Genomic DNA, 25,381 nt, shown 5'->3' on the forward strand with positions numbered 1-25,381 from the left:
CCCCTTGGCCAGTTAAAAGTGAAGTCATCAATTCAGTACGCACTCTCCCTCAGGCGACTGCTTCGCAGTCGAGCGGGGGCAAGCCCCCTCGCCACAGAAGTAGCATCCGGCCGAAGGTTTTCGCCAGCCAACAAAAAACGGCCCGCAGGCCGTTTCTTGTAGTCTCATAGGGCGCGTGTAGAAACGCTCAATGGCAACAGGATTTTTCGATAATTGCGGCCCGAATTGTCAGGAGCTCTGAACAAAATAAACGGGACCGCTGAGTGTGGTGGCAACAATCTCGCACTGAGTTACTGCACATCCAACAAATCTCGCAACCCCACCAACTTATCCGGATTACGCATGATGAAAATCCGGTTCACCCGCCCCGCTTCGTCAAAACCAAAACTCAGCGATGCGACGAGTTCGCTGTCGGCTTTGATGATCACGCCTTGAGCGCCGTTGATTTGCGTGGGCAGCCATTCGTACGTCTGCCAGTAGGTGTGCAGCGACTGACCAATGAAATCCAGCACGCGGTTGATGCCGAACAGGGTTTCGCGGATGGCCGAGGCCTTGCCGCCGCCGTCGGCGCAGAGTTCGACGTCTTCGGCCAGCAGCGCGGTCAGGGACGCGGTTGAGCCGCTGGCGATGGCGCTGTGGAAGGCGTTCAGCAACTGGTTCTGACGCGCGGGTTCGGGTTGATAGCGGATTTGCCCGCTACCCAGACCGGCCTTGGCCCGGGACACCAACTTGCGGCAAGCCGCTTCCTGGCCCCCGATAACCTCCGCCACTTGGGCGTAATCCATATCGAAAATTTCGTAGAGCAGGTACGCGGCGCGCTCCTTGGGGGTCAGCCGTTCCAGCAAGAGCAGGAACGCGGTGGACAATGACGAGGCCAGTTCATGCAGGTGTTCGGGTGAATGCTGATGGGTGGTGTGAATCGGCTCCGGCAGCCAGGTGCCGATGTAATCGACCCGTGACTTGTGCGCCGAGCGCAACAGGTCGATGCAGTGCCGGGTGCAAGCGGTGGTGAGCCAGGCGGCTGGCGTGGTGATGGAGGCCCGGTCGGCCTCCAGCCACTTGATGAACAACTCTTGCACCACATCCTCGGCTTCGGTGCGCGAGCCGAGAATGCGATACGCCAGACCGAGCAAAAAGGGCCGGCGCTGCTCGAACACAGCGGCGGCGTTTTCAGCGGAGTTCATCAATCAGTGCCTCGACACCTGCAAACGGTTCCACAGGTTGATCATGCCGATCTCGGCCGTCAAGGCACCGATCTGAGCATCGTTGAAATGCTCGCGCAAGTCCCCGCGCAGGCTGGCGTAGTCGGTCTTTTCATCGAGCACAGTCAGGGCTTCGGTCCAAGCCAGCGCCGCGCGTTCGGCAGCGCTGAAATCGCTGACATGGCGCCAGACGATCAGGCGGTCCAGGCGCTCGTTGGTTTCATTGGCCTCACGCGCCTCACGGGTGTGCATCTTCACGCAGAAACCGCATTGGTTGATCTGCGAGGCACGCAGGTGCAGCAGGTGTTTGAGGGTCGGGTCCAGGTCATGGCTGTCGAGGGTGACATGGACTTGGGTCAGGCTTTCGAAAACCTGAGGAATGGACTGCAGCAGATTGACCGGTTGGGTGTTGGACGACATCGTGTTGCTCCGCTAATTGAGGGGTTCAACAGGATGACGATTGAGGATTCGGGTTTGTGACGTGGGGACTTTTTTTAACGCATAAAAGCGAAAGATCGCAGCCTTCGGCAGCTCCTACAGGGGTCGCGTACATCCATGGGTGTACGGCTCAATGCAGGAGCTGGCGAAGCCTGCGATCTTTTGATCTTCAGGCCGCAAGTTCTCCGCTGGCAATCGCATCCGAAGCCGCCAGCATCGCCCGCAACAACACCGCACACCCGGCAGCGAGGTCATCCGGCGTGGCGTTTTCGATTTCGTTGTGGCTGATGCCGCCTTCGCAGGGCACGAAGATCATCCCCGCCGGGCCGAGTTCGGCGAGGAAGATCGCGTCGTGCCCTGCCCCGCTGACGATGTCCATGTGCGACAAACCCAACCCTTGAGCGGCGCCGCGTACTGCTTCGACGCAACCCTTGTCGAAGTAAAGCGGCGGGAAGTCGGCGGTGGGAGTCAATTCGAAGGTCAGGCCGTGTTCTTCGCAGGTGGTTTCGATGACTTCGCGAACTTCGGCGATCATTGAATCGAGTCGCGCCGGTTCCAGATGACGGAAGTCCAGGGTCATGCGCACTTCGCCGGGAATCACATTGCGTGAGCCGGGGTAGGCTTGCAGGCAGCCGACAGTGCCGCAGGCGTGGGGTTGATGGCCGAGGGCGGCGCGATTGACCGCGCCGACGATCACTGAGGCGCCGACCAGAGCATCCTTGCGCAGGTGCATTGGTGTCGGGCCGGCGTGGGCTTCGACGCCGCGCAATTTCAGGTCGAACCATTTCTGCCCGAGGGCGCCCATGACCACGCCGATGGTTTTGCGCTCGTCCTCAAGAATCGGGCCTTGCTCGATGTGGGCTTCGAAATAGGCGCCGACGGCGTGGCCACTGACTTTGCGCGGGCCGGCATAGCCAATGGCATTCAGGGCTTCGCCGACGGTCACGCCCTCGGCATCGACCTTGGCCAGGGTTTCTTCGAGGGTGAATTTTTCCGCGAACACACCGGAGCCCATCATGCACGGGGCGAAGCGCGAGCCTTCTTCGTTGGTCCAGACCACCACTTCCAGCGGCGCTTCGGTTTCCACGCCCAGGTCATTGAGGGTGCGCAAGACTTCGACCCCGGCCAGCACGCCGAAGCAGCCGTCGAACTTGCCACCGGTGGGTTGAGTGTCGATGTGGCTGCCGGTCATCACCGGCGGCAGGTTCGGGTTGCGCCCCGGACGGCGGGCGAAGATGTTGCCGACAGCGTCGATACTGACGGTGCAGCCGGCTTCCTCGCACCAGTTCACGAAGATGTCCCGGGCCTGGCGGTCGAGGTCGGTCAGGGCCAGTCGGCAGACGCCGCCCTTGACCGTGGCACCGAGTTTGGCCAGGTCCATGAGCGACTGCCACAGACGGTCGCGGTTGATGTGCTGATGGGTGGACTGCAGAACGTCTATGGCAGCGTTCATGGTGATCTCCTCAGGCAGTTGTTATAGGTTTCTTCATGAAAATTTGTGGTTATTGTGAGGCCGCCATCGCGAGCAGGCTCGCTCCCACAGTTGAAATGCATTCCCTTGTAGGAGCTGCCGAAGGCTGCGATCTTTTGATCTTGCTCTCCGGCGGCCCCGAAAAGATCGCAGCCTTCGGCAGCTCCCACAGTTGAGATGCATTCCCCTGTGGGAGCGAGCCTGCTCGCGATGAGGCCATCCCTCACACCGCAGTTTTCACAGCAGTAGGACTCGGCCGCATCACACTCAACCCGTAATAAATCAGCCCACCAAGGGCCGAGCCGGTGAACCAGCCGTAGCTGTAGAACCAGCTGAACGCATCGCTGCCCAGCGACAGCAGCGTCAATGCCACCGGCACGCCGAACGCGATAAAACCGAACCAGTGCCACGCCGGGTAAACGTCATCGCGGTAGAGACCCGCCAGATCCAGCTGCTGTTTCTTGATCAGGAAATAGTCCACCACCATGATCCCGGCGATCGGCCCCAACAGACTCGAATAGCCCAGCAACCAGTTGGAATACACCGTCTCCAGGCTCAAATCCGAAACGATCAGCCCCAGCTTTTTCAACAATTCATGAGCCATCAGCGCCAAGCCGACCAGCCCCGTGAGGATCACCGCTTTGGTGCGGTTGATGATCTTGGGCGCAACGTTCTGGAAGTCGTTGGTCGGCGAAACGATGTTGGCCGCGGTGTTTGTGGACAACGTGGCGATGATGATCAGCGCCATGGCCAGGGCGACCCAGACCGGGCTCTGGATATGGCCGATCAGGGTGACCGGATCGGAAACAGTGACGCCCACCAGTTTTACCGAAGCGGCCGTCATCACCACGCCGAGGGAGGCGAACAGGAACATGGTCAGGGGCAAGCCGATAATCTGCCCGATAATCTGATCCTTCTGGCTTCTCGCGTAGCGACTGAAGTCCGGAATATTCAGCGACAAGGTGGCCCAGAAGCCAACCATGGCGGTCAGCCCGGCGGCAAAGTAACTGACCACGCTGGCCCCTTCCGGACGCTTGGCCGGGATCGCCATCAATTCGCTCATCGATACGTTCGGCATCGCCCACATCAGCAGCCCCACGCCGACCAGTACCAGTAACGGTGCGGACAGTGTTTCCAGCCATTTGATCGAGTCCGCGCCGCGAATCACCACCCACAGGTTCAAGGCCCAGAACACCATGAAGCCGATCACTTCACCGGTGCCGCCGAGGGCTTTCCAGTCATCGAACACCGACCCGAGAAACAGGTGAATCGCCAACCCGCCAAACATGGTCTGGATGCCGAACCAGCCACACGCTACCAGGGCACGGATCAGGCATGGAATGTTGGAACCGAGGATGCCGAAGGACGAACGCAGCAACACCGGGAATGGGATGCCGTACTTGGTGCCGGGGAAGGCGTTCAGGGTCAGTGGAATCAGCACGATAATGTTGGCGAACAGAATCGCCAGCAGCGCTTCGCCGACGGTCAGCCCGAAATAAGCGGTGAGCACGCCGCCGAGGGTATAGGTCGGCACGCAGATCGCCATGCCGACCCATAACGCGGTGATGTGCCATTTGTTCCAGGTTCGTTCATGCACCTTGGTTGGTGCCATGTCGTGGTTGTAACGGGGACTGTCAAGGACATCGCTGCCGGCTTCTAGCTCAAACAAGCCGTCGCGCTCGGTCACTTGCGATCTGATCTGTTGCATGGCCGCTCCACTGTTCTTTTGATTATTTTTGCTCATCAGGGGCTGGCGCGAGACGCGCGAGCCGGACGATGGCCGGAGAAACTGACAACTTTTACGGACCGGCCAAGGTGTCAGCGGCGGCATCAATAAACGTGCCGGGTACCCCGCTTACGCATCGGGCAGTGCCATAAAATTTCGCTAACCAACTGATATTGATCAGCTTTATTTATCCAACTATTGAATCCGCGGTGAGTTGCGATGCCACTCAGGCCGAATGTCAGGCAAGTTGTCCGAACAGTCAGGACTCAATCTGGTGCGTCGATCTTTTTTGAAAGACTGCGCCTCAACCATAGACCATCTACAAGCGGCTGATTTCACATAGAAAATCTCGTCTATTTTTGGAACCTGTCAAGTGCGTCAAAATGGTGAGAGGCCTCACCATTTTGGTGATTTTCAGTTTTAATCGTTATTTATCAATCAGTTAAAACAGTCATAAGCTTATAAAAAATATTCTTGCTCAATCCGTAAACTGCAGCTAGCGTCTATTCTTGACAGCGCTGACAGGAATACACCGATTGGCGTCTGCTTCATATAAAACATTTAGAACCGGCATCAGTCGGTCAATGCCTGCGAGGAACTCGGAATGTCTCTGTTGATCCGTGGCGCCACCGTTATTACCCATGATGAAAGTTATCGCGCCGACGTCTATTGCGCCGAGGGCGTGATCAAAGCCATCGGTGAAAACCTTGATGTTCCCGCCGATGCCGAAGTGCTCGACGGCAGCGGCCAATACCTGATGCCCGGCGGCATCGACCCGCACACTCATATGCAGTTGCCCTTCATGGGTACGGTGGCCAGCGAAGACTTCTTCAGCGGCACCGCGGCGGGGCTTGCCGGCGGCACCACCTCGATCATCGACTTCGTGATTCCCAACCCGCAGCAATCGTTGATGGAGGCATTTCATCAATGGCGCGGCTGGGCCGAGAAGTCGGCGTCGGACTACGGTTTCCACGTCGCCATTACCTGGTGGAGCGAGCAGGTCCGCGAAGAAATGGCTGAGCTGGTGAGCCATCACGGGGTCAACAGCTTCAAGCATTTCATGGCCTACAAGAACGCGATCATGGCTGCCGACGATACGCTGGTGGCGAGTTTCGAGCGGTGTCTGGAATTGGGCGCAGTGCCCACCGTGCATGCGGAAAACGGCGAGCTGGTCTATCACCTGCAACGCAAGTTGATGGCCCAGGGCATGACCGGGCCGGAAGCGCACCCGCTGTCGCGACCTTCGCAGGTGGAAGGTGAAGCCGCGAGCCGGGCGATCCGTATTGCCGAAACCCTCGGCACGCCGCTGTACCTGGTCCACGTCTCGACCAAGGAAGCCCTCGACGAAATCACCTATGCCCGCAGCAAGGGTCAACAGGTCTACGGCGAAGTGCTGGCCGGGCATTTGCTGCTGGACGACAGCGTTTACCAACACCCGGACTGGCAGACCGCCGCCGGTTACGTAATGAGCCCGCCCTTCCGTCCTCACGGCCATCAGGAAGCCCTTTGGCATGGCTTGCAATCAGGCAACCTGCACACCACCGCCACCGACCACTGCTGCTTCTGCGCCGAGCAAAAAGCCGCCGGCCGTGACGACTTCAGCAAGATTCCCAACGGCACCGCCGGCATCGAAGACCGCATGGCAGTGCTCTGGGATGAAGGGGTGAACACCGGGCGCTTGTCGATGCAACATTTCGTTGCCCTCACCTCCACCAACACCGCGAAGATCTTCAACCTCTATCCGCGCAAGGGTGCGATTCGTGTGGGCGCTGATGCCGATCTGGTGCTGTGGGATCCGGAAGGCACGCGGACGATTTCAGCCAAGACCCATCACCAGCAAGTCGACTTCAACATCTTCGAAGGCAAGACCGTGCGCGGCGTGCCGAGCCACACCGTCAGCCAGGGCCGAGTGGTGTGGGCCGATGGTGATTTGCGGGCCGAGCGTGGTGCCGGTCGGTATGTCGAACGGCCGGCGTATCCGGCGGTGTTCGATTTGCTGAGCAAGCGGGCTGAATTGTGCAGGCCGGTTGCTGTGAAACGCTGAAATCGAGGCCTTCGGCCTTCGCGAGCAAGCCCGCTCCCACAAGGGAACGCATTCCAAATGTGGGAGCGGGCTTGCTCGCGAAGGCGGCAGTCCTGACAACACAAAAACCAATGCCCACCAGAGGCAATACCTCAAATAACCGTGAGGCCAACACCGTGATCAAGACCCTGAACCACCTCCCGCATCCCCATGAGGACGCGGCCGCCCTCGCCGGCCACTTCACCGATCTGGCGCCGCCGCTCAACGACCGTCAGGCGCATCTGGAAGCCTCGCGCTGCCTGTATTGCTACGACGCGCCGTGCGTGAATGCCTGTCCGAGTGACATCGACATTCCGTCGTTCATCCGCAATATCCATCAGGAAAACGTTCAGGGCGCCGCGCAGAAAATCCTCTCGGCGAACATCCTCGGCGGCAGTTGCGCCCGGGTCTGCCCGACGGAGATTCTTTGCCAGCAAGCCTGCGTGCGCAACAACGCCCAAGAATGCGCGCCGGTGCTGATCGGCCTGTTGCAACGCTACGCCGTGGACAACGCACACTTCAGCGAACACCCGTTCCAACGCGCCGCCGCAACTGGCAAGCGCATCGCTGTGGTGGGTGCCGGTCCGGCCGGTTTGTCCTGCGCGCACCGCAGTGCCATGCACGGCCATGACGTGGTGATTTTCGAGGCGCGGGAAAAGGCTGGTGGACTCAACGAATACGGGATCGCCAAGTACAAACTGGTGGACGATTACGCGCAGAAGGAGCTTGAATTCCTGATGGGGATTGGCGGGATCGAAATTCGTCACGGGCAGAAGCTCGGCGACAACCTGACCCTCAGCGAACTGCATCAGCAATTCGATGCGGTGTTCCTCGGCCTCGGTCTGGCCGCCAGCAAACAGCTGGGTCTGGCCCACGAGGATGCCCCCGGCCTGCTTGCCGCCACCGACTACATCCGCGAACTGCGCCAGGCCGATGACCTGACGCAACTGCCGCTGGCCGAGCGCTGCATCGTCCTTGGTGCCGGCAACACCGCCATCGACATGGCCGTGCAAATGGCTCGCCTCGGCGCTCGCGACGTCAATCTTGTGTACCGCCGCGGCGTCGAGGACATGGGCGCCACCGGTCACGAACAGGACATCGCCAAGGCCAATCAGGTGCGTCTGCTGACCTGGGCTCAACCGCAAGAAGTGCTGCTCGACGATAAGGGCAAGGTGCGCGGCATGCGCTTCGCCCGCACCCGGTTGGTGGATGGTCGCCTGCAAACCACTGGCGAAACCTTTGAACTGGCCGCCGACGCGATCTTCAAAGCCATAGGCCAAGCCTTCGACAACAGCACCCTCGCCGATCCGCTGGCCCGTGAACTCAAGCGTCAGGGCGACCGCATCCTCGTCGACGAACAGCTGCGTACCAGCATTCCCGGGGTGTATGCCGGTGGCGATTGCACCAGCCTCGATCAGGACCTCACCGTGCAAGCCGTGCAGCACGGCAAGCTGGCCGCCGAGGCCATCAACGCTCAACTCATGCTCAACGTGGAGGCTGCGTAAATGGCCGATCTCTCGATTTTTTTCGCCGGCATCAAAGCCCCCAATCCGTTCTGGCTGGCTTCCGCGCCGCCGACCGACAAAGCCTACAACGTGGTTCGCGCGTTCGAGGCAGGCTGGGGCGGCGTGGTCTGGAAAACCCTGGGTGAAGACCCGGCGGCGGTCAACGTGTCGTCGCGTTACTCGGCGCACTTCGGGGCTAATCGGGAGGTGCTTGGTTTTAACAACATTGAACTGATCACCGACCGTTCGCTGGAAATCAACCTGCGTGAAATTACCCAGGTCAAAAAGGACTGGCCGGACCGCGCGCTGATCGTGTCGCTGATGGTGCCCTGCGTCGAAGAGTCGTGGAAAAACATCCTGCCGCTGGTGGAAGCCACCGGGGCCGATGGCATCGAGTTGAATTTCGGCTGCCCCCACGGCATGCCGGAACGGGGCATGGGCGCGGCGGTCGGCCAGGTGCCGGAATACGTCGAACAGGTCACCCGCTGGTGCAAGACCTATTGCTCGCTGCCGGTGATCGTCAAGCTCACGCCGAACATCACCGACATCCGCGTCGCCGCCCGTGCCGCTTACCGGGGCGGGGCTGATGCGGTGTCGTTGATCAACACCATCAACTCGATCACCAGCGTCAACCTGGAACGCATGGTCGCCAATCCCGCCGTCGGCAGCCAAAGCACCCATGGCGGTTATTGCGGTTCGGCGGTGAAGCCGATTGCGTTGAACATGGTCGCCGAAATCGCCCGCGATCCGCAGACCCAGGGCTTGCCGATCTGTGGCATTGGCGGGATTGGCAGTTGGCGCGATGCGGCGGAATTCATTGCCCTGGGCAGCGGCGCGGTGCAGGTATGCACGGCAGCAATGCTGCATGGTTTCCGGATTGTCGAGGAGATGAAGGACGGTTTATCACGCTGGATGGACAGTCAGGGCTACGCCAGCGTCTCGGAATTTTCCGGGCGGGCGGTGGGCAATACCACGGACTGGAAGTACCTGGACATCAACTATCAGGTGATTGCGAAGATTGATCAGGCGGCGTGCATCGGTTGCGGTCGTTGTCACATCGCTTGCGAAGACACCTCGCACCAGGCGATTGCGAGCCTTAAGCAGGCGGACGGGACGCATAAATATGAAGTGATTGATGATGAGTGCGTGGGGTGCAACCTGTGTCAGATCACCTGCCCGGTGCAGGATTGCATCGAAATGGTGCCGATGGATACCGGCAAGCCGTTTCTGGATTGGAACCATGATCCGAGGAATCCGTACCATGTCGCGGTCTGAACTCAGCGGCGCCTGAACTGACGCCTTCGCGAGCAAGCCCGCTCCCACAGTGGATCAACTTCGCGCACAAATCCTGTGTTCGCTAGAGATTTAATGTGGGAGCGGGCTTGCTCGCGAAGAGGCCAGCTGCTGCGCCGCAAACCTCAAGGCTCCAACCCGATCCCGCGCAATATCACGCTGGTCACCGTCTGAACCGCCCGCTCGAACTGCATGTCCGACAACGGCTGGTGATCATTAAGAATATTCACCTGGTGATCAAAGTCGGCGTAATGCTGGGTCGAGGCCCAGATCATGTACAGCAGGCTGGAAGGCTCCACCGGCAGGATGCGTTTGTCCTCCACCCACTGGCGAATTTTCGCTTCTTTCATCTTGGCCCAGTCGTACAGGCTGGCGTCCAGTTTCTCACCCAGTGTCGGCGCACCGTGGATGATTTCGTTGGCCCAGACTTTCGAGCCGTAAGGGCGACTGCGGGAATGGTTCATCTTGGCGCGGATATAGCTGCTGAGCACCACTCGCGGGTCGTCGAACATCTCGAAGCACAGGGCGTCCTGCTTCCAGACCTCCAGCAAACCCAGCAACACCGCGCTGTACAGCTCGCTCTTGGTGCTGAAGTAGTAATGCAGGTTGGAACGCGGCAATTGCACTTCGGCGGCGATGTCAGCCATGGCGGTGCTGCCGAAACCTTTTTCGGCGAAGACTTTTTCGGCCCCCAGCAGAATCTTTTCGACGTTACTGCGACGAATCTCGATCTTGTGATTGCCCATGAGGGCTCCCTGACAACAGCGTTGATCAAGACTAGCATCCGCTCTGGATCGGGGCGACAGGGGAAAACGAAACTTCGTACGGTGGTCTTGTGGCAGGTAAACTGGCCGCCTCTTTGAACCTGCCTCCGAGGTCTTCACGATGCTGCTCAAGAACGCCCTGACCACCACCGCCCTTCTCGGCTCGTTGCTCGCCGCCTCATCGGTGTTTGCCCACGCGCACCTGAAAAGCCAGACCCCGGCGGCCGACAGCACCGTCAGCGCGCCCTCGGAGCTGCGCCTGAAGTTTTCCGAAGGGGTTGAAGCGACGTTCACCAAAGTGACGATCAGCAAAGACGGTGCCGACATCCCGGTAAAAAACCTCGCCACCGAAGGCAGCGACAAGAAAACCCTGATCGTCACCCCTGCCGTGCCGTTGGCCGCTGGCGATTACAAAGTCGAATGGCACGCCGTGTCGGTCGACACCCATAAAAGTGAAGGCGCCTATCGCTTCAAGGTCGGTCAGTAATTCATGACCGATGCGCTGGTGCTGTGCCGCTTTCTGCATTTCACCGTGGTGCTGATGCTGTTCGGGGCCTGGGTGTTCAGGCCTCTGCTGTTGGGCCGTGAAACCGCGTGGCTGGATCCATCTCTGGCGCGTGTGACCCGCTGGCTTACCGCTGTAGCGTTAATCAGTGGCGTCGGCTGGTTGCTGCTGATCACCGCCAGCATGGCCGGCTCCGCGGACGCGGCACTTGATCCGGCGACGCTAGGCCTGGTGCTGAGCAATACCTTTTTCGGTCAGGTCTGGCGTTGGCATCTGCTGCTCAATCTGTTGCTCATGGCCCTGCTGCTGACGCCCTGGCGTTCCAGTTCGCTTTGGCGCATCAGCCTTTCGAGCTTGCTGCTGGCGACGCTGGCCCCGGTCGGTCATGGCGCCATGCTCGATGGCCTGCAAGGCCAGTTGCTGATTCTTAACCAGATCATTCACCTGGCGTGCGTCGGCGCCTGGCTGGGTGGGTTGATGCTGTTGGTGATGATCCTGCGCCAACCGGCCGATCATCCCTTGAGCGCGATATTGCAACGCTTCAGCGGGATCGGTTACGCCTTGGTGGCGGGGCTGGTGATGACCGGGCTGATCAACGTGCGGGTATTGACCGGCGTGTTCTGGCCGACGCCGTTGCTGTCCGGGTTTGCGCTGATCCTGCTGATCAAGGTTGTGCTGGTGATCGGGATGCTGGGGTTGGCGCTGTTCAATCGGCGGCGGGTCAAGGATTGCCAGCAGCGCCCGGACCTGTTGCGTGCCAGCGTCGTGCTGGAGTGGTTGCTGGGGATTGGCGCGGTGGCAGCGGTTTCGCTACTGGGCACCATGCCGCCGATGACTACTGCCTGAACACACCTCCAATGTGGGAGCCCTGTGGCGAGGGGGCTTGCCCCCGTTTGAGTGCGTAGCGCTCACAAGATTTTTGCTACAACAGACATTTTGGGGCTGCTTCGCAGCCCAACGGGGGCAAGCCCCCTCGCCACAGGTCGCTCCTACAAGGACCGTGTCAATCAGGGGTGATCGCGGCAGCGGTATCAATACTCACCACCACCGACATCCCCGGCAGCAACCGCTCGCTCTGTTCCTGATCGGCATCGACGGTGATCCGCACCGGCACCCGCTGGGCGATCTTGACGAAGTTGCCGGTGGCATTATCGGCCTGGAGCAAACTGAACTCGGACCCTGTGGCCGGCGAAATCCGCTGTACCCGTCCGTGGAATTGACGATGGCTCAGCGCATCGACCGTGAAGCTCACCGGTTGGCCGACCCGCACGTTGTCCATCTGGGTTTCCTTCATGTTGGCGATCACCCACAACTGGTTCGGCACCAGCGCCATCAGCTGCGCCCCGGAGTTCACGTAGGCGCCAAGGCGCACACCGATCTGCCCGAGTTGCCCATCGCGCGGCGCCACCACGCGGGTGTTCGACAGGTCGATCCGTGCCAGTTGCACCGCCGCTTCAGCATTGGCCACCGCCGCTTCCAGCGAGCCGCGATTGACGATCACCGTTTGCAGATCCTGCCGGGAGATTTCCAGATTAGCCTGGGCCTGCGCCACGGCGGCAATGGTCTGGGCATTGGCGGCCAGGGTCACGTCCAGTTCGCGTTTCGACACCGAACCATCGCTGACCAGCTCCTTGTTACGACGCAAATCCGCTTCACTTTTGCGCAACTGCGCCTGGGCGTCGGCGACGGCGGCCTGACGCAACTTGATGGTCGCTTCGGCGCTGTTGCGTTGCTGCACCACGTTGGCCAGCGCGGCTTTCTCCACCGCCAATTGCGCCAGGGATTGATCGAGGCGCTGCTTGTAGATGCGGTCGTCGAGGCGCACCAGCAAATCCCCGGCCTTCACAAACTGAAAATCCTGCACCGGCACTTCGTACACGTAACCGCTGAGCTGCGGGCCAATGATCGTCACTTGGCCCCGCACCAGTGCGTTTTCCGTGGTCTCGACCGCGCTACTGAACGGCGGCAGTTGCCAGGCGTACAACACGATCAGCACGCCGACGATGGCAATCGCCGCAAAGCCCAAGGACGAGATGATCCGCACCCGCAGCGAACGCGGTTCGGTGCCCGGCGAGGATGGCGGCGTTACGCCCTCGGGGGTGGCGGCAATGGCGTTGGTGGTCGGTTCGGTCATGGAGAAGTGGCACCGCTGGGTTGTACGGTTGGAGTGGCAGGCGCCGGGGCGACAGTTTGGGTGGTGCTCATCAGCCACAGGGCGCGAATGGAGATCCAGATCATGGTCAGCACCGCGATCACGGCAATCAGCATGAACACATCGTTATAGGCTAGAACATTGGCCTCGCGGGTGGCCGCGGCGGCCAGGCTGCGAATGCCCTGCAGGTTGCGCAGGCTCGGGTCGGCGATCACCGAGCCGACCGCGTTGCCACCGCTCTGTACCCGCGCAGCCACACGCGGATCAAGCAGGGTCAGCTGCTCGACGATGTGGCTGGAGTGGAACTTCTCGCGCACGATCTGGAACGTCCCCAGCAATGCCGCGCCAATCAGGCCACCGAGGTTCTGGCAAATACCGAACAGCACCGAGAAACTTACCAGGTTACGGGGGCTGGACAGCACGTTGCGCATGCCGTAGACCATGGTCGGCCCGAGAAAAAACGTCCCGCCGAAGGCCAGCAGGAACTGGCTGAAATACAAGTTTTCCGGACGGGTCAGGTTGTTCGAATAGCTGTCCATCACCGAGCCGACCGCCATCAGCGCGAGAGAGATGTTCAGCGGCATGATCAGGTGTTTGGGATCGATGGTCAGGGCACTGGTGGCCAGACCGGCAATGCTGCCGATCAACATCACCACATACAGACTGTGCAGTTGCTGACTGCTCATGTTCAGCGTCTGCATGAACCCCACCGCGCCGGTGGATTGTTCCGACGTCACCATTCGGATCAGAATCACCGCCAAGGCCAGGCGAATCATCGCCCCGCTGCCGAGCCAGCGGGTCATCAGCATCGGGTTGCTGCGGTTGTGCTCGATGGCCAGGCCCGTGAGGATCAACACGATCGAGGCCGCCGAGGCCACGCCGATCCACTGCGCTTCGAGCCACCAGTCGATCCGCCCCAAGGACAGCACCGCGCAAAGCAAGGCCACGCCGCTGGCAAGGATGGCGAAGGTCAGGAAGTCGAGTTTTTCGAAGGTCTTGAAGCGATCACCCGGCGGCAATTTCAGCAGGAATACGCAGCCCAGGGACAACAGCGCCATGCCCAGTTCGAACAGATACAAGCCGCGCCATTCGGCGATTTGCAGCAGGTCTTCGGAGAACAACCGCGCCATCGGCAACGCCAGTTGTGAGGTGCCGAGGCCCAACACCAGCGCCTTCATCCGCCATTTCGCCGGGAAGGCCTGGATCATGTAATACAGGCCCAGCGAACTCAGCGCCGCGCCGACCATGCCGTGGGCCGCGCGCACGGCAATCGCCGAACTCAGGTCGTTGACGAACAAATGGCCGAAGGTCACCAGGGCATAGAGCATCAGGAATACTTCGGTGAACGCCCGCAAGCCGAACTGCTGGCGAAACTTCACCAGCAGCAGGTTCATCGATACGTTGGTCATCACATAGGCCGCCGGCAACCAGGCCATCTCGGCGGTGGTCGCCCCCAACGCGCCTTGCAGGTAAGGCAGGTTGGCGATCACCAGCGAGTTGCCGAGGCCGCCGGTCAATGCCACCAGCAAACCCACCAACGCATAGGCCAGCCGTCTGGGGTTGGAGTGCAATGGCGTCGAAGGCGAACCGGGCAGGCTGGGGCGCTCGTGAGGCTGCCAGTTGCGCGGGGTGTAGTGATCCATTCAATGGCCTTGTTTCGGGAAGGTTGTCAGTTTGCCGGAAAATCTCAGCCGAAACACAAAACCCTTGTGGGAGCGAGCCTGCTCGCGATGGCGGATTGTCAGCTGATATCAATGTTGAATGTCAGACCGCTATCGCGAGCAGGCTCGCTCCCACAAGGGGACGATGTGATCGTACAACTTGTGATTGACATTCGTGCAAAGCCTCGCAAATAATCGCCGCCAATGTTGTACGACGACGTATAACAAAAAATAAAAATAACAAAAAACCAGGGAGCGTTACTGTGAGCAGACTCGCCCGCAATTCCTTCACCAGCACCCCTCACCCCACCTTCGCCCGTCGCCATACCCTCAGTTTGATCGGTTGCAGCAGCCTGGCCCTCGCCCTGCCCATGACCAGCCAGGCCGAAGGTTTCGTCGATGACGCCAAGGCCACGCTGAACCTGCGTAACGCCTACATCAATCGCAACTTCACCAATCCGAACAACGCCCAAGGCAAGGCTGAAGAGTGGACGCAAAACTTCATCCTCGACGCTAAATCCGGCTTCACCCAGGGCCCCGTCGGTTTCGGCATGGATGTGCTCGGTATGTACTCGCAGAAACTCGACGGCGGTAAGGGTACGGGCGGCACGCAGTTGCTGCCGATCCATGATGACGGTCGCCCCGCGGACAATTTCGGTCGTCTGGGCGTGGCGCTGAAAGCCAAGGTGTCGAAAACCGAATTGAAGGTCGGGGAATGGATGCCGGTGCTGCCGATCCTGCGCTCCGATGATGGTCGCTCGCTGCCGCAAACCTTCCGCGGCGGCCAGGTCACCTCCACCGAGCTCAGCGGCCTGACGCTCTACGGCGGCCAGTTCCGCGGCAACAGCCCGCGCAATGACGCGAGCATGGAAGACATGTCGATGAACGGCAGAGGCGCGTTCACCTCCGACCGCTTCAACTTCGGCGGCGGCGAGTATGCGTTCAATGAAAAACGCACTCAGGTCGGCGTCTGGTACGCGGAACTCAGCGACATTTATCAGCAGCAGTATTTCAACCTGAGCCACAGCCAGCCCATGGGCGATTGGACCCTGGGGGCCAACCTCGGTTACTTCATCGGCAAGGAAGACGGCAGTGCGCTGGCCGGCGATCTCGACAACAAAACCGCGTTCGCCCTGCTCTCGGCCAAATACGGCGGCAACACCTTCTATGTCGGCCTGCAAAAACTCAGCGGCGACAACGCCTGGATGCGTGTCAACGGCACCAGCGGCGGCACGCTGGCCAACGACAGTTACAACGCCAGTTATGACAACGCCAAGGAACGCTCCTGGCAGGTGCGTCACGACTACAACTTCGTCGCCCTCGGCATCCCCGGCCTGACGCTGATGAACCGCTACATCAGCGGCGATAACGTACACACCGGCGCGATCACCAACGGCAAGGAATGGGGCCGCGAATCGGAACTGGCCTACACCGTGCAAAGCGGCGCGCTAAAGAACCTCAACGTCAAATGGCGCAACGCGACCATCCGCCGCGATTTCAGCACCAACGAATTTGATGAGAACAGGATCTTTATCAGTTACCCGATTTCGTTGTTGTAAGGCGCAGATCTTCTGCAGGCAGGATACCCCCTTGTGGCGAGGGAGCTTGCTCCCGCTGGAGTGCGAAGCGCTCCCAATCCGATCACTGAATGTTCCTGAACTTCTGGATGGGGGCTGCTTCGCAGCCCAGCGGGAGCAAGCTCCCTCGCCACAGGTCAGTGAACTCATTGGATGAACATGACCCTCCGTCAATTTCAACCAAAGTGGCGTTGACAAGCACCGGAAAGCCTAACAATACTTCGTCCAAGTCATACGACAACCTACAACAAACCCAATAACTACAATTTTCTGTTCAGGGATTTACATGACGACCACATCCCCATTCAATCGCCTGCTCCTGACCGGCGCCGCCGGTGGCCTCGGTAAAGTCCTGCGCGAACGCCTGCGACCTTACGCCAACGTACTCCGTCTGTCGGACATCGCCGACATGGCGCCAGCCATTGATGATCGCGAAGAAGTCGTGCCCTGCGACCTCGCCGACAAGCAAGCAGTACATCAACTGGTCGAAGGCGTGGATGCGATCCTGCACTTCGGCGGCGTGTCGGTGGAGCGTCCGTTCGAAGAGATCCTCGGCGCCAACATCTGCGGCGTGTTTCATATCTACGAAGCGGCCCGTCGCCATGGCGTGAAGCGGGTGATCTTCGCCAGTTCCAACCACGTCATCGGCTTTTACAAGCAGGACGAAGCCCTCGACGCCCACTCCCCTCGCCGCCCGGACAGCTATTACGGTTTGTCCAAGTCCTACGGCGAAGACATGGCCAGTTTCTACTTCGATCGCTATGGCATCGAAACCGTCAGCATCCGCATCGGCTCCTCGTTCCCGGAACCACAGAACCGCCGAATGATGAGCACCTGGCTGAGCTTCGACGACCTGACCCAACTGCTCGAACGCGCGCTGTACACCCCGAATGTCGGCCACACCGTGGTGTACGGCATGTCCGACAACAAGAGCATCTGGTGGGACAACCGATTCGCGGCGCACCTGGGTTATGCGCCCCAGGACACGTCCGAAGTCTTCCGCGAAAAAGTCGAAGCCCAACCAATGCCCGCCGAAGATGATCCGGCCCGGGTTTATCAGGGTGGCGCCTTTGTCGCGGCCGGGCCGTTCGGCGACTGAGCCCTCGCCAATCCCCACATAACAAAGCCAAGGGAATGCGTTGCCATGCAAGCCGAATTGATTGTCGATGCCCGCAATGCGGTCGGTGAAAGCCCGGTGTGGGTCCCCGAGGAAAACGCCCTGTACTGGGTCGATATTCCGGCCGGTGGATTACAGCGCTGGAATGCCGACAGCGGGCACGTTCACGCCTGGAAAGCCCCGCAAATGCTTGCCTGCATCGCTCGTCACAGCGCGGGTGGCTGGGTCGCCGGCATGGAAAGCGGATTTTTTCACCTGCACCCGCACAACGATGGCAGCCTCGACAGCGAACTGCTGGCCCACGTCGATCACGCCCGCCCCAACATGCGCCTGAACGATGGCCGCTGTGATCGTCAGGGCCGTTTTTGGGCCGGCAGCATGGTGCTGAACATGGGCGCCAACGCCGCCGACGGCACGCTCTATCGCTACAGTGCCGGACAACGCGGGCCGCTCGACGCCCGGCTCAGCGGTTTCATCGTGCCCAACGGCCTGGGCTTCAGCCCGGACGGCAAGACCATGTACCTCTCGGATTCGCACCCGAATGTGCAGCAGATCTGGGCTTTCGATTACGACATCGATAGCGGCACGCCGTCCAACCGTCGGCTGTTTGTCGACATGCATCACTTCCTTGGCCGCCCCGATGGCGCGGCAGTGGATGCCGAAGGTTGTTATTGGATCTGCGCCAACGACGCCGGGCTGATTCACCGTTTCACCCCTGATGGCCGACTGGATCGTTCGCTCCCCGTGCCGGTGAAGAAACCGACCATGTGCGCCTTCGGTGGCAGCCAGCTCGACACTCTGTTTGTGACCTCGATCCGCCCCGCTGACGACCATGACGAACAGTCGCTGGCCGGCGGCGTGTTCGCTCTTAACCCCGGTGTCAAAGGCTTGCCGGAACCGGTGTTCAACGAATGGCTTTAACCCCGCCTGCTGCATCGCTGTGCCTTGAATAAAAAAAACAACAAGACTGGAGACGCACCCCATGGACTTCAAACGCACCTTGCTCGCCGCCGCACTTCCCATCACCGCAGCGCTCACCTTCACCCTCAGCAGCGCCGCCCAGGCGCTGGAAATCAAATTCGCCGACATTCACCCCGCCGGTTACCCGACCGTGGTCGCCGAGGAACAGCTGGGTAAAACCCTGGTGGCCGACAGCAACGGCAAACTGACGTTCAAGATGTTCGCCGGCGGTGTGCTCGGTTCGGAAAAAGAAGTCATCGAACAGGCCCAGGTCGGCGCTATTCAAATGGCCCGGGTCAGCCTCGGCATCGTCGGGCCAGTGGTGCCGGACGTGAACGTGTTCAACATGCCGTTCGTGTTCCGCGACCAGGCGCACATGCGCAATGTCATCGACGGTGAGGTCGGCGATGAGATCCTCGACAAGATCACCAACTCCGAATTCAACCTGGTCGCCCTGGCCTGGATGGACGGCGGCACGCGCAATATCTACACCAAAAAACCGGTACGCAGCCTCGCCGACCTCAAAGGCATGAAGATCCGCGTGCAAGGCAACCCGATGTTCATCGATACCATCAACGCCATGGGCGGCAACGGCATTGCCATGGACACCGGCGAGATATTCAGTGCATTGCAGACCGGGGTTATCGACGGCGCGGAAAACAACCCGCCGACCCTGCTCGAACACAACCACTACCAGAACGCCAAGTTCTACAGCCTGACCGGGCACCTGATCCTGCCCGAGCCAATCGTGATGTCGAAAATCACTTGGGAAAAACTCAGCCCCGAGCAGCAAGTGCTGGTGAAAAAAGCCGCCAAAGCCGCACAGGCCCAGGAGCGCACGCTGTGGGATGCGAAGTCGGCCAGCAGTGAAGAAAAACTCAAGGCTGCCGGCGTCGAGTTCATCACCGTCGACAAAAAACCTTTCTATGAAGCCACGGCTTCGGTCCGGGAAAAATACGGCGCGCCTTACGCCGACCTGATCAAGCGCATCGAAGCCGTTCAGTAACCCTCCCTGCATTCATGAAAGGCCCGGTACCGTTGACGAGTGGATCGTCAGCGGCGCCCGGTTACGGTGAAACCCGATGAAGAATCTGCTGCTGCGCATCAACGACAGGATTTACATGACCTGCATCTGGGTCGCCGGCCTGTCGGTCCTGACCATTGCCCTGATCATTCCCTGGGGCGTCTTCGCCCGTTACGTCCTCGGCACCGGTTCAAGCTGGCCAGAGCCCACCGCGATTTTGCTGATGATGGTCTTCACCTTCATCGGTGCCGCCGCCAGTTATCGCGCCGGAGCGCACATGGCCGTGGCCATGCTCACCGAGCGCATGCCCCCCGAACTGCGCAAGACCATGAGCATCGTTTCGCAGCTGCTGATGGCGACCATTTGCCTGTTCATGGCCATCTGGGGCACCAAGCTCTGTATGTCCACCTGGAATCAGTTCATGAGCTCCCTGCCCACCCTGCGCGTGGGCATCACGTATATGCCTATTCCTGTTGGCGGTGTGCTGACGCTGATTTTCGTGCTGGAAAAACTCTTGCTCGGTGACCAGAGCAACCGTCGGGTCGTGCGTTTCGACCTGGTTGAAGAAAGCGAAGGTGCCGCATAAATGGACGCTCTGATTCTGCTCGGCAGTTTTATCGCTTTGATCCTGATCGGCATGCCGGTCGCTTACGCCCTGGGGCTTTCTGCCCTGATCGGTGCGTGGTGGATCGACATCCCGTTCCAGGCGCTGATGATTCAGGTCGCCGGCGGTGTTAACAAATTCTCGTTGCTGGCGATTCCGTTCTTCGTGCTCGCTGGCGCGATCATGGCCGAGGGCGGCATGTCCCGGCGACTGGTGGCGTTTGCCGGGGTGTTGGTGGGGTTCGTGCGCGGCGGCTTGTCGCTGGTGAACATCATGGCTTCGACTTTCTTCGGCGCGATTTCCGGCTCTTCGGTGGCGGACACGGCGTCGGTCGGTTCGGTGCTGATTCCGGAAATGGAGCGTCGCGGCTACCCGCGGGATTTCTCCACAGCGGTGACGGTCAGCGGTTCGGTGCAAGCCCTGTTGACGCCGCCCAGCCATAACTCAGTGCTCTACTCGCTGGCCGCTGGCGGGACCGTTTCGATCGCCTCGCTGTTCATGGCCGGCGTGGTGCCGGGCCTGTTGATGAGCGCGTGCCTGATGGTGCTGTGCCTGATTTTCGCCAGAAAGCGCAATTACCCCAAGGGCGAAGTCATTCCGCTCAAGGAGGCGCTGAAAATCTGCGGTGAAGCGATGTGGGGCATGATGGCGATGGTCATCATTCTCGGCGGCATTCTCTCGGGCATCTTCACCGCCACCGAATCGGCGGCGATCGCGGTGCTGTGGTCGTTCTTCGTCACCATGTTCATCTACCGCGACTACAAGTGGAGTGAGCTGCCCAAGTTGATGCACCGCACGGTGCGCACCATCTCGATCGTGATGATCCTGATCGGCTTCGCCGCCAGCTTCGGCTACATCATGACGCTGATGCAGATCCCGGCGAAGATCACCACGATGTTCCTGACCCTGTCGGACAACCGTTACGTGATCCTGATGTGCATCAACGTGATGCTGTTGTTGCTCGGCACGGTGATGGACATGGCGCCGCTGATCCTGATCCTCACGCCGATTCTGATGCCGGTGATTCTGGGCATTGGCGTGGACCCGGTGCAGTTCGGCATGATCATGCTGGTGAACCTGGGGATCGGCTTGATCACACCGCCGGTGGGCGCGGTGCTGTTTGTCGGCTCGGCGGTGGGCAAGGTCAGCATCGAAAGCACCGTGAAAGCGCTGCTGCCGTTCTATGGCGTGCTGTTCCTGGTGCTGATGGCCGTGACTTACATTCCCGCCATTTCGCTGTGGTTGCCGCATTTGGTGTTGTAACAACGGCTGGCAAATCTCCCTGTGGCGAGGGAGCTTGCTCCCGTTGGCTCGCGCAGCGGGCCCCAGCAATCTTCCCGAGGGACCGAGTTATCTGGATTTACGACTGCTTCGCAGCCGAACGGGAGCAAGCTCCCTCGCCACAAAAAACCTCATGCAGCCAATGAAGATCGCCATGACGCCAACACTCCTGGAACTCGAAGACGAACTCACCCGCCTCACCCTCGCCCCGGCACTCGGGGCGGGCATCGTCAACTGGACGGTACGCAGCACCGGCCAACCGCTGTTGCGTCACAGTGACCAACACGCCTTGAACACCGGCCTGCCCGGCAAACTCGCCTGCTATCCCCTGGCGCCGTGGTCGAACCGTATCGCCGAAGGCGGTTTCGATTGCCCGGATCGCTGGCTGGCGCTGACGCCCAACAGCCTCACCGATCCCCTGCCGATCCATGGCAGTGCCTGGCAACAGCCGTGGCAGATCGTCTCCCTGCAACTCGACAGCACCACACCCTTCGCTTATTGCGCAAGGCAACGTTTCCATCTGAGCGAGGGCAAGCTGAGCATCGATTTACAGGTCACCCACCTGGCCGAACACGCCGCCTGGCATGGGCTCGGTTTACATCCCTACTTCCCCCGCACCGCAGGCACTCGGTTGCAGGCACAGGCGCGGCAGGTCTGGTTGTGCGACAGCACAAAACTGCCAACACAACTCACTTCGATACCCAAGGATTGGGACTTCAGCCAGCCCCGGGCATTAGCCGAAACGCTGGTGGACAACGGCTTTTGCGAATGGGACGGCCGCTGCCTGATCCAGCAACCCGAGCTGGGTTATGAACTGGAATGCCAGGCCACCGGCAGCGACTACTACCTGCTCTACTGCCCCGTAGGCCTGGAATTTTTCTGCATCGAACCGGTGAGCCACCCGGTCAATGCCCATCACTTGCCGGGTCGGCCAGGGTTGCGTTTGCTGGAGCAAGGCCAATCTGCCGAGCTCGGTTTCAGCCTGCGCTATCGCTACGCCAACAACTGAGTCAGCACTGCGCGCAATTTGCCGGGCTTCACTGGTTTGTTCAGCAGCGGCGCGTCGAGGCGCTGCAATGAGCGCCGACATTGGTCGGTGCGGTCGGCGGTGATGATCACCGCCGGAATCGCCTGGCTGAAATGCTCGCGCAAATGCCGAACCACCTCACAACCCACTACCCCGTGATCCAGGTGATAGTCCGCCAGAATCAGTTCCGGGGCCTGTCCCTGCAAAGCCACTAGTGCCGTGGCCTCGTCGGTGGCGGTGACCACCTCGCAGCCCCACTGCCCGAGCAGCGCGCTCATGCTTTCAAGAATGCTGACTTCGTTGTCCAGCACCAACAGGCGCCGGCCCGGCAACGGGTTGCCGGTACTCGGTTGCGGCGCGACCTGACTGATCGGCAGTGGAACCTCATGGGAAATCGGTACTTCGATGCTGAACATCGAACCACGCCCCGGCTGCGAATGAACCTGAATCCTGTAGTCGAGGATCTTGGCGATGCGTTCGACAATCGCCAGTCCCAGGCCCACGCCCTTGCGATCGGCGGCGCGCCCGACGTCCAGTTGGTTGAATTCGAGGAAGATCGAGTCAAGACGATCCGCAGGAATCCCGCGCCCGGTGTCCCAGACTTCGAGACGCAGCGCATCGCCCCGGCGTCTTGCCCCCAGCAGAATGCAGCCTTCGTCGGTGTAGCGGCAGGCATTGCTGAGGAAGTTGCGCAGGATTCGGGTCATCAGGCGCAAGTCGGTATGAATGGCGTAATCGCCCATGCGCACCCGCAGGTTCAACCCGGCTGCCGCGGCCACCGACTGAAACTCCGAGACCAGTGGCGCGAACAATTCGTCGAGGCGGTACAGGGCAATGTCCGGCTTCACCGCGGCCTGATCGAGCCGGGAAATATCCAGCAGATCGGTGAGCAAGTCTTCAGCCCCCTCCAGCGCCTGATGCGTGCGTTCCACCAGCACCTGCTCGACGTCGGGCAGTTTGCGTTCGCGCAAGGTCGAGATCAGCAAACGCGCAGCGTTGAGCGGTTGCAGCAAGTCGTGACTGGCGGCGGCGAGGTATTTGTCCTTGCTGCGATTGGCGGCTTCGGCGGCATCACGGGCATCGCGCAAGGCTTCTGCGATCTGTTTGCGCTGGGTGATCTGCTGTTGCAGGTTGCGGTTGGCGTCCAGTAACTCGTTGGTGCGCGCGGTGACCCGCTGCTCCAGTTCGTCATTGAGTTGTTGCAGGCGCTGCTGAGCCAGTTTTCGCTCGGTGATGTCGGCGACAAAGCCCTCCACCAAACCTTCCTGATCCGGTTTGAGCAGCAAGTTCATCAATACGTCGAGGACGCTGCCGTCCTTGCGCCGCAGCTGAGTTTCATAGCCCAGCAGGCTGCGCTCGCGCTGGAGGATTTCGCCGATGCTTTCCAGCTCTTGCGCCCCGCCGACGAACAACGTGCCCGCCAGGTCCGTCAGGGAAAACAGCACCTCCTGCGGGTTTTGATAGCCAAGCATTCGCGCCAGCGCCGGGTTGGCGGCGCGCATGCCCTCCAGCAGGCTGGCCTGGAAGATCCCGTGTACCGCGTTTTCGAATAGCCATTTGTAGCGGTTGCGTTCGGTTTCCAGTTCATCCAGGCGCGCAGCCAGTTCCGGGTAATGACTCTTGCGCGCCGAGTGGTTGCCCAAGCCGAGTAACCCGGCCAGCGCCCGTTGTTGCTCGTCAGAGGGCTTCGCCATAGACGACCTCGACGTCGCGCTGACTGGATTCGCGCGGGTTGGTAAGGATGCACGGGTCGTGCATGGCGTGTTGCGACAGGAACGGAATGTCCGCCGTACTCACCCCGTGCAGACCGAGGGTTTCGTGGAAGCCGATGGCGTGTTTAAGGGCGATCAGGTGTTCGACCAGCCGCCCGCAAATCTGCCGGTGATTGAGGCCACGGCAATCGATGCCGAACGTCTCGGCAATCACCTTGAAGCGCTCGGGCGCCGAGCTGTAGTTGAACGCCACCACGTGTTCCACCAGCACCGCATTGCACAGGCCATGGGGCAGATCGAGGAAGCCGCCGAGGCTGTGAGACATGGCGTGCACCGCGCCAAGGATCGCGTTGGAGAAAGCCAGCCCGGCCTGCATGCTGCCGAGCATGATTTTTTCCCGCAGGGCGATGTCGCTGGGGTTGGCGATCATTTGCACCAGATTGCCGTTGATCAGCCGCATCGCCTCCAGCGCATGAGGGTCGGTGAGCGGCCCGTGACCGGTGGAGACGAAGGCTTCGATGGCATGGACCAACGCGTCGATGCCGGTACAGGCCGACAGGAACGGGTCCATGCTCAGGGTGGTTTCCGGGTCGATCAGCGACACGTCCGGCACCGCGGCTTTGCTGACGATGGAGAATTTCATGCGTTCTTGCTGATTGGAGATGATCACGAACTGCGACACGTCGGCCGAAGTGCCGGCGGTGGTCGGGATCAGGATCAGCGGCGGGCTGGGCATGCGCAACATGTCCACGCCCTCGAATTCGAGGATGTTGCGCCCGTGGGCGACGACGATGCCGATGCCCTTGCCGCAATCCATCGGGCTACCGCCGCCGATCGCCACGATCACATCGCAGTGATTCTCCCGGTACAACTCGGCGCCGAGCATGACCTCTTCGATCCGCGGGTTGGGCGAAACGTCGCTATACAAAAAGAAATCAATACCCTGGGCTTGCAGGCTGGCCTCGACATCGGCGACCCAACCGGCGGCAATCACACCGGGATCGCTGACCACCAGCACCTTGCGGGCGCCGAAGGTCTTGGCGTAGTTGCCGACGTTATGCCGACAGCCGGCACCGAAGATGATTTCAGGCGAAACGAATTTACGCAGCTGGCTGAGATTCTGGCTCATTGGAAAGCCTGTTTTTATTGTTTTGGAAGGTAAAGTCCACACTAAAGCATCCGGCTGCGAATGCAATCAGACCAATGGATAGCGAGCCAGCCCGGGGGTGCACTCCGATTTCAGATTCACCGAAGATCCCCTGTGGGAGCGAGCCTGCTCGCGATGGCTGTCTTCCAGTCA

21 protein-coding genes are annotated in these 25,381 nt (G+C 60.4%); 12 read left to right on the forward strand and 9 right to left on the reverse strand.

What is annotated here, in order from left to right:
• Positions 1 to 290 precede the first annotated feature (290 nt).
• The 4 genes from sigJ to BK662_RS21430 all read right to left on the reverse strand — a co-directional run bounded on the left by sigJ (position 291) and on the right by BK662_RS21430 (position 4,819).
• On the reverse strand, positions 291 to 1,184 hold the full coding sequence (gene sigJ / locus BK662_RS21415) for an RNA polymerase sigma factor SigJ (RefSeq protein WP_123359725.1): 894 nt from the start codon (positions 1,182 to 1,184) through the stop codon (positions 291 to 293).
• Positions 1,185 to 1,187: 3 nt separating this feature from the next.
• Positions 1,188 to 1,622, reverse strand: a complete 435-nt coding sequence (locus tag BK662_RS21420) for a carboxymuconolactone decarboxylase family protein (protein WP_063343432.1) — start codon at positions 1,620 to 1,622, stop codon at positions 1,188 to 1,190.
• Positions 1,623 to 1,809: 187 nt separating this feature from the next.
• Entirely contained in the window at positions 1,810 to 3,093 is a 1,284-nt protein-coding gene (locus BK662_RS21425) for a Zn-dependent hydrolase (protein ID WP_123359726.1), read from the reverse strand.
• 241 nt (positions 3,094 to 3,334) lie between these two features.
• Positions 3,335 to 4,819, reverse strand: a complete 1,485-nt coding sequence (locus BK662_RS21430) for an NCS1 family nucleobase:cation symporter-1 (RefSeq protein ID WP_123359727.1) — start codon at positions 4,817 to 4,819, stop codon at positions 3,335 to 3,337.
• A gap of 622 nt (positions 4,820 to 5,441) precedes the next feature.
• Here BK662_RS21430 and hydA point away from each other — a divergent pair.
• From hydA to preA, 3 genes are all read left to right on the forward strand, one after another.
• Positions 5,442 to 6,881, forward strand: coding sequence for a dihydropyrimidinase (hydA, locus tag BK662_RS21435; RefSeq protein WP_123359728.1), 1,440 nt, complete (start codon positions 5,442 to 5,444; stop codon positions 6,879 to 6,881).
• Positions 6,882 to 7,036: 155 nt separating this feature from the next.
• A complete protein-coding gene (locus tag BK662_RS21440) occupies positions 7,037 to 8,404 on the forward strand; it encodes an NAD(P)-dependent oxidoreductase (RefSeq protein WP_123359937.1) in 1,368 nt (455 codons plus the stop codon).
• Positions 8,405 to 9,679 carry an NAD-dependent dihydropyrimidine dehydrogenase subunit PreA gene (gene preA, locus BK662_RS21445; RefSeq protein ID WP_123359729.1) on the forward strand — a complete coding sequence of 425 codons (1,275 nt, stop codon included), beginning with the start codon at positions 8,405 to 8,407 and terminating at the stop codon, positions 9,677 to 9,679.
• Between the two features lie 143 nt (positions 9,680 to 9,822).
• Here preA and BK662_RS21450 read toward each other — a convergent pair whose 3' ends face one another.
• On the reverse strand, positions 9,823 to 10,443 hold the full coding sequence (locus BK662_RS21450; RefSeq protein WP_007899508.1) for a TetR/AcrR family transcriptional regulator: 621 nt from the start codon (positions 10,441 to 10,443) through the stop codon (positions 9,823 to 9,825).
• A 139-nt stretch (positions 10,444 to 10,582) separates the two neighbouring features.
• Here BK662_RS21450 and copC point away from each other — a divergent pair, with 139 nt between their 5' ends.
• Both copC and copD read left to right on the forward strand, forming a co-directional pair.
• Positions 10,583 to 10,948, forward strand: coding sequence for a copper homeostasis periplasmic binding protein CopC (copC, locus tag BK662_RS21455; protein WP_123359730.1), 366 nt, complete (start codon positions 10,583 to 10,585; stop codon positions 10,946 to 10,948).
• Positions 10,949 to 10,951: 3 nt separating this feature from the next.
• Positions 10,952 to 11,812: a copper homeostasis membrane protein CopD gene (gene copD / locus BK662_RS21460; protein ID WP_123359731.1), complete on the forward strand. Its 861-nt coding sequence runs from the start codon at positions 10,952 to 10,954 to the stop codon at positions 11,810 to 11,812.
• Between the two features lie 157 nt (positions 11,813 to 11,969).
• Here copD and BK662_RS21465 read toward each other — a convergent pair whose 3' ends face one another.
• Together BK662_RS21465 and BK662_RS21470 are read right to left on the reverse strand one after the other, a co-directional pair.
• Positions 11,970 to 13,100 carry an HlyD family secretion protein gene (locus BK662_RS21465; RefSeq protein WP_123359732.1) on the reverse strand — a complete coding sequence of 377 codons (1,131 nt, stop codon included), beginning with the start codon at positions 13,098 to 13,100 and terminating at the stop codon, positions 11,970 to 11,972.
• Entirely contained in the window at positions 13,097 to 14,761 is a 1,665-nt protein-coding gene (locus tag BK662_RS21470; protein WP_123359733.1) for an MFS transporter, read from the reverse strand. The genes BK662_RS21465 and BK662_RS21470 overlap by 4 nt, the downstream gene beginning before the upstream one ends.
• A gap of 281 nt (positions 14,762 to 15,042) precedes the next feature.
• On the opposite strand from BK662_RS21470, the gene BK662_RS21480 reads away from it, so the two are divergent.
• From BK662_RS21480 to BK662_RS21515, 7 genes are all read left to right on the forward strand, one after another.
• A complete protein-coding gene (locus BK662_RS21480; RefSeq protein WP_123359735.1) occupies positions 15,043 to 16,338 on the forward strand; it encodes an OprD family porin in 1,296 nt (431 codons plus the stop codon).
• A gap of 304 nt (positions 16,339 to 16,642) precedes the next feature.
• Positions 16,643 to 17,455, forward strand: coding sequence for an NAD-dependent epimerase/dehydratase family protein (locus BK662_RS21485; RefSeq protein ID WP_123359736.1), 813 nt, complete (start codon positions 16,643 to 16,645; stop codon positions 17,453 to 17,455).
• Positions 17,456 to 17,500: 45 nt separating this feature from the next.
• A complete protein-coding gene (locus BK662_RS21490) occupies positions 17,501 to 18,394 on the forward strand; it encodes an SMP-30/gluconolactonase/LRE family protein (RefSeq protein ID WP_123359737.1) in 894 nt (297 codons plus the stop codon).
• A 61-nt stretch (positions 18,395 to 18,455) separates the two neighbouring features.
• A complete protein-coding gene (locus BK662_RS21495) occupies positions 18,456 to 19,439 on the forward strand; it encodes a TRAP transporter substrate-binding protein (RefSeq protein ID WP_123359738.1) in 984 nt (327 codons plus the stop codon).
• Between the two features lie 76 nt (positions 19,440 to 19,515).
• Positions 19,516 to 20,043 carry a TRAP transporter small permease gene (locus tag BK662_RS21500; RefSeq protein WP_123359739.1) on the forward strand — a complete coding sequence of 176 codons (528 nt, stop codon included), beginning with the start codon at positions 19,516 to 19,518 and terminating at the stop codon, positions 20,041 to 20,043.
• Positions 20,044 to 21,324, forward strand: coding sequence for a TRAP transporter large permease (locus BK662_RS21505; RefSeq protein WP_123359740.1), 1,281 nt, complete (start codon positions 20,044 to 20,046; stop codon positions 21,322 to 21,324). It abuts the gene before it with no gap.
• Positions 21,325 to 21,496: 172 nt separating this feature from the next.
• Positions 21,497 to 22,351 carry an aldose 1-epimerase gene (locus tag BK662_RS21515; protein ID WP_123359741.1) on the forward strand — a complete coding sequence of 285 codons (855 nt, stop codon included), beginning with the start codon at positions 21,497 to 21,499 and terminating at the stop codon, positions 22,349 to 22,351.
• Here the strand turns inward: BK662_RS21515 and BK662_RS21520 are convergent.
• Both BK662_RS21520 and ercA read right to left on the reverse strand, forming a co-directional pair.
• Complete coding sequence (locus tag BK662_RS21520) at positions 22,336 to 24,063, reverse strand: hybrid sensor histidine kinase/response regulator (RefSeq protein WP_123359742.1); 1,728 nt, start codon at positions 24,061 to 24,063, stop codon at positions 22,336 to 22,338. The two genes, BK662_RS21515 and BK662_RS21520, sit on opposite strands and share 16 nt — an antisense overlap.
• Positions 24,047 to 25,210: an alcohol dehydrogenase-like regulatory protein ErcA gene (gene ercA, locus BK662_RS21525; RefSeq protein WP_008071266.1), complete on the reverse strand. Its 1,164-nt coding sequence runs from the start codon at positions 25,208 to 25,210 to the stop codon at positions 24,047 to 24,049. The genes BK662_RS21520 and ercA overlap by 17 nt, the downstream gene beginning before the upstream one ends.
• Positions 25,211 to 25,381 lie beyond the last annotated feature (171 nt).

This window comes from Pseudomonas frederiksbergensis (genome assembly GCF_003732275.1).
GTDB lineage: Bacteria > Pseudomonadota > Gammaproteobacteria > Pseudomonadales > Pseudomonadaceae > Aquipseudomonas > Aquipseudomonas frederiksbergensis_H.

Excerpts from the sequence above, each read along its gene's own strand:
- sigJ (WP_123359725.1), bottom strand. The coding sequence starts at position 1,184 with ATGAACTCCGCTGAAAACGCCGCCGCTGTGTTCGAGCAGCGCCGGCCC.
- BK662_RS21420 (WP_063343432.1), bottom strand. The coding sequence starts at position 1,622 with ATGTCGTCCAACACCCAACCGGTCAATCTGCTGCAGTCCATTCCTCAG.
- BK662_RS21425 (WP_123359726.1), bottom strand. The coding sequence starts at position 3,093 with ATGAACGCTGCCATAGACGTTCTGCAGTCCACCCATCAGCACATCAAC.
- BK662_RS21430 (WP_123359727.1), bottom strand. The coding sequence starts at position 4,819 with ATGCAACAGATCAGATCGCAAGTGACCGAGCGCGACGGCTTGTTTGAG.
- hydA (WP_123359728.1), top strand. The coding sequence starts at position 5,442 with ATGTCTCTGTTGATCCGTGGCGCCACCGTTATTACCCATGATGAAAGT.
- preA (WP_123359729.1), top strand. The coding sequence starts at position 8,405 with ATGGCCGATCTCTCGATTTTTTTCGCCGGCATCAAAGCCCCCAATCCG.
- BK662_RS21450 (WP_007899508.1), bottom strand. The coding sequence starts at position 10,443 with ATGGGCAATCACAAGATCGAGATTCGTCGCAGTAACGTCGAAAAGATT.
- copC (WP_123359730.1), top strand. The coding sequence starts at position 10,583 with ATGCTGCTCAAGAACGCCCTGACCACCACCGCCCTTCTCGGCTCGTTG.
- copD (WP_123359731.1), top strand. The coding sequence starts at position 10,952 with ATGACCGATGCGCTGGTGCTGTGCCGCTTTCTGCATTTCACCGTGGTG.
- BK662_RS21465 (WP_123359732.1), bottom strand. The coding sequence starts at position 13,100 with ATGACCGAACCGACCACCAACGCCATTGCCGCCACCCCCGAGGGCGTA.
- BK662_RS21470 (WP_123359733.1), bottom strand. The coding sequence starts at position 14,761 with ATGGATCACTACACCCCGCGCAACTGGCAGCCTCACGAGCGCCCCAGC.
- BK662_RS21485 (WP_123359736.1), top strand. The coding sequence starts at position 16,643 with ATGACGACCACATCCCCATTCAATCGCCTGCTCCTGACCGGCGCCGCC.
- BK662_RS21490 (WP_123359737.1), top strand. The coding sequence starts at position 17,501 with ATGCAAGCCGAATTGATTGTCGATGCCCGCAATGCGGTCGGTGAAAGC.
- BK662_RS21495 (WP_123359738.1), top strand. The coding sequence starts at position 18,456 with ATGGACTTCAAACGCACCTTGCTCGCCGCCGCACTTCCCATCACCGCA.
- BK662_RS21500 (WP_123359739.1), top strand. The coding sequence starts at position 19,516 with ATGAAGAATCTGCTGCTGCGCATCAACGACAGGATTTACATGACCTGC.
- BK662_RS21505 (WP_123359740.1), top strand. The coding sequence starts at position 20,044 with ATGGACGCTCTGATTCTGCTCGGCAGTTTTATCGCTTTGATCCTGATC.
- BK662_RS21515 (WP_123359741.1), top strand. The coding sequence starts at position 21,497 with ATGACGCCAACACTCCTGGAACTCGAAGACGAACTCACCCGCCTCACC.
- BK662_RS21520 (WP_123359742.1), bottom strand. The coding sequence starts at position 24,063 with ATGGCGAAGCCCTCTGACGAGCAACAACGGGCGCTGGCCGGGTTACTC.
- ercA (WP_008071266.1), bottom strand. The coding sequence starts at position 25,210 with ATGAGCCAGAATCTCAGCCAGCTGCGTAAATTCGTTTCGCCTGAAATC.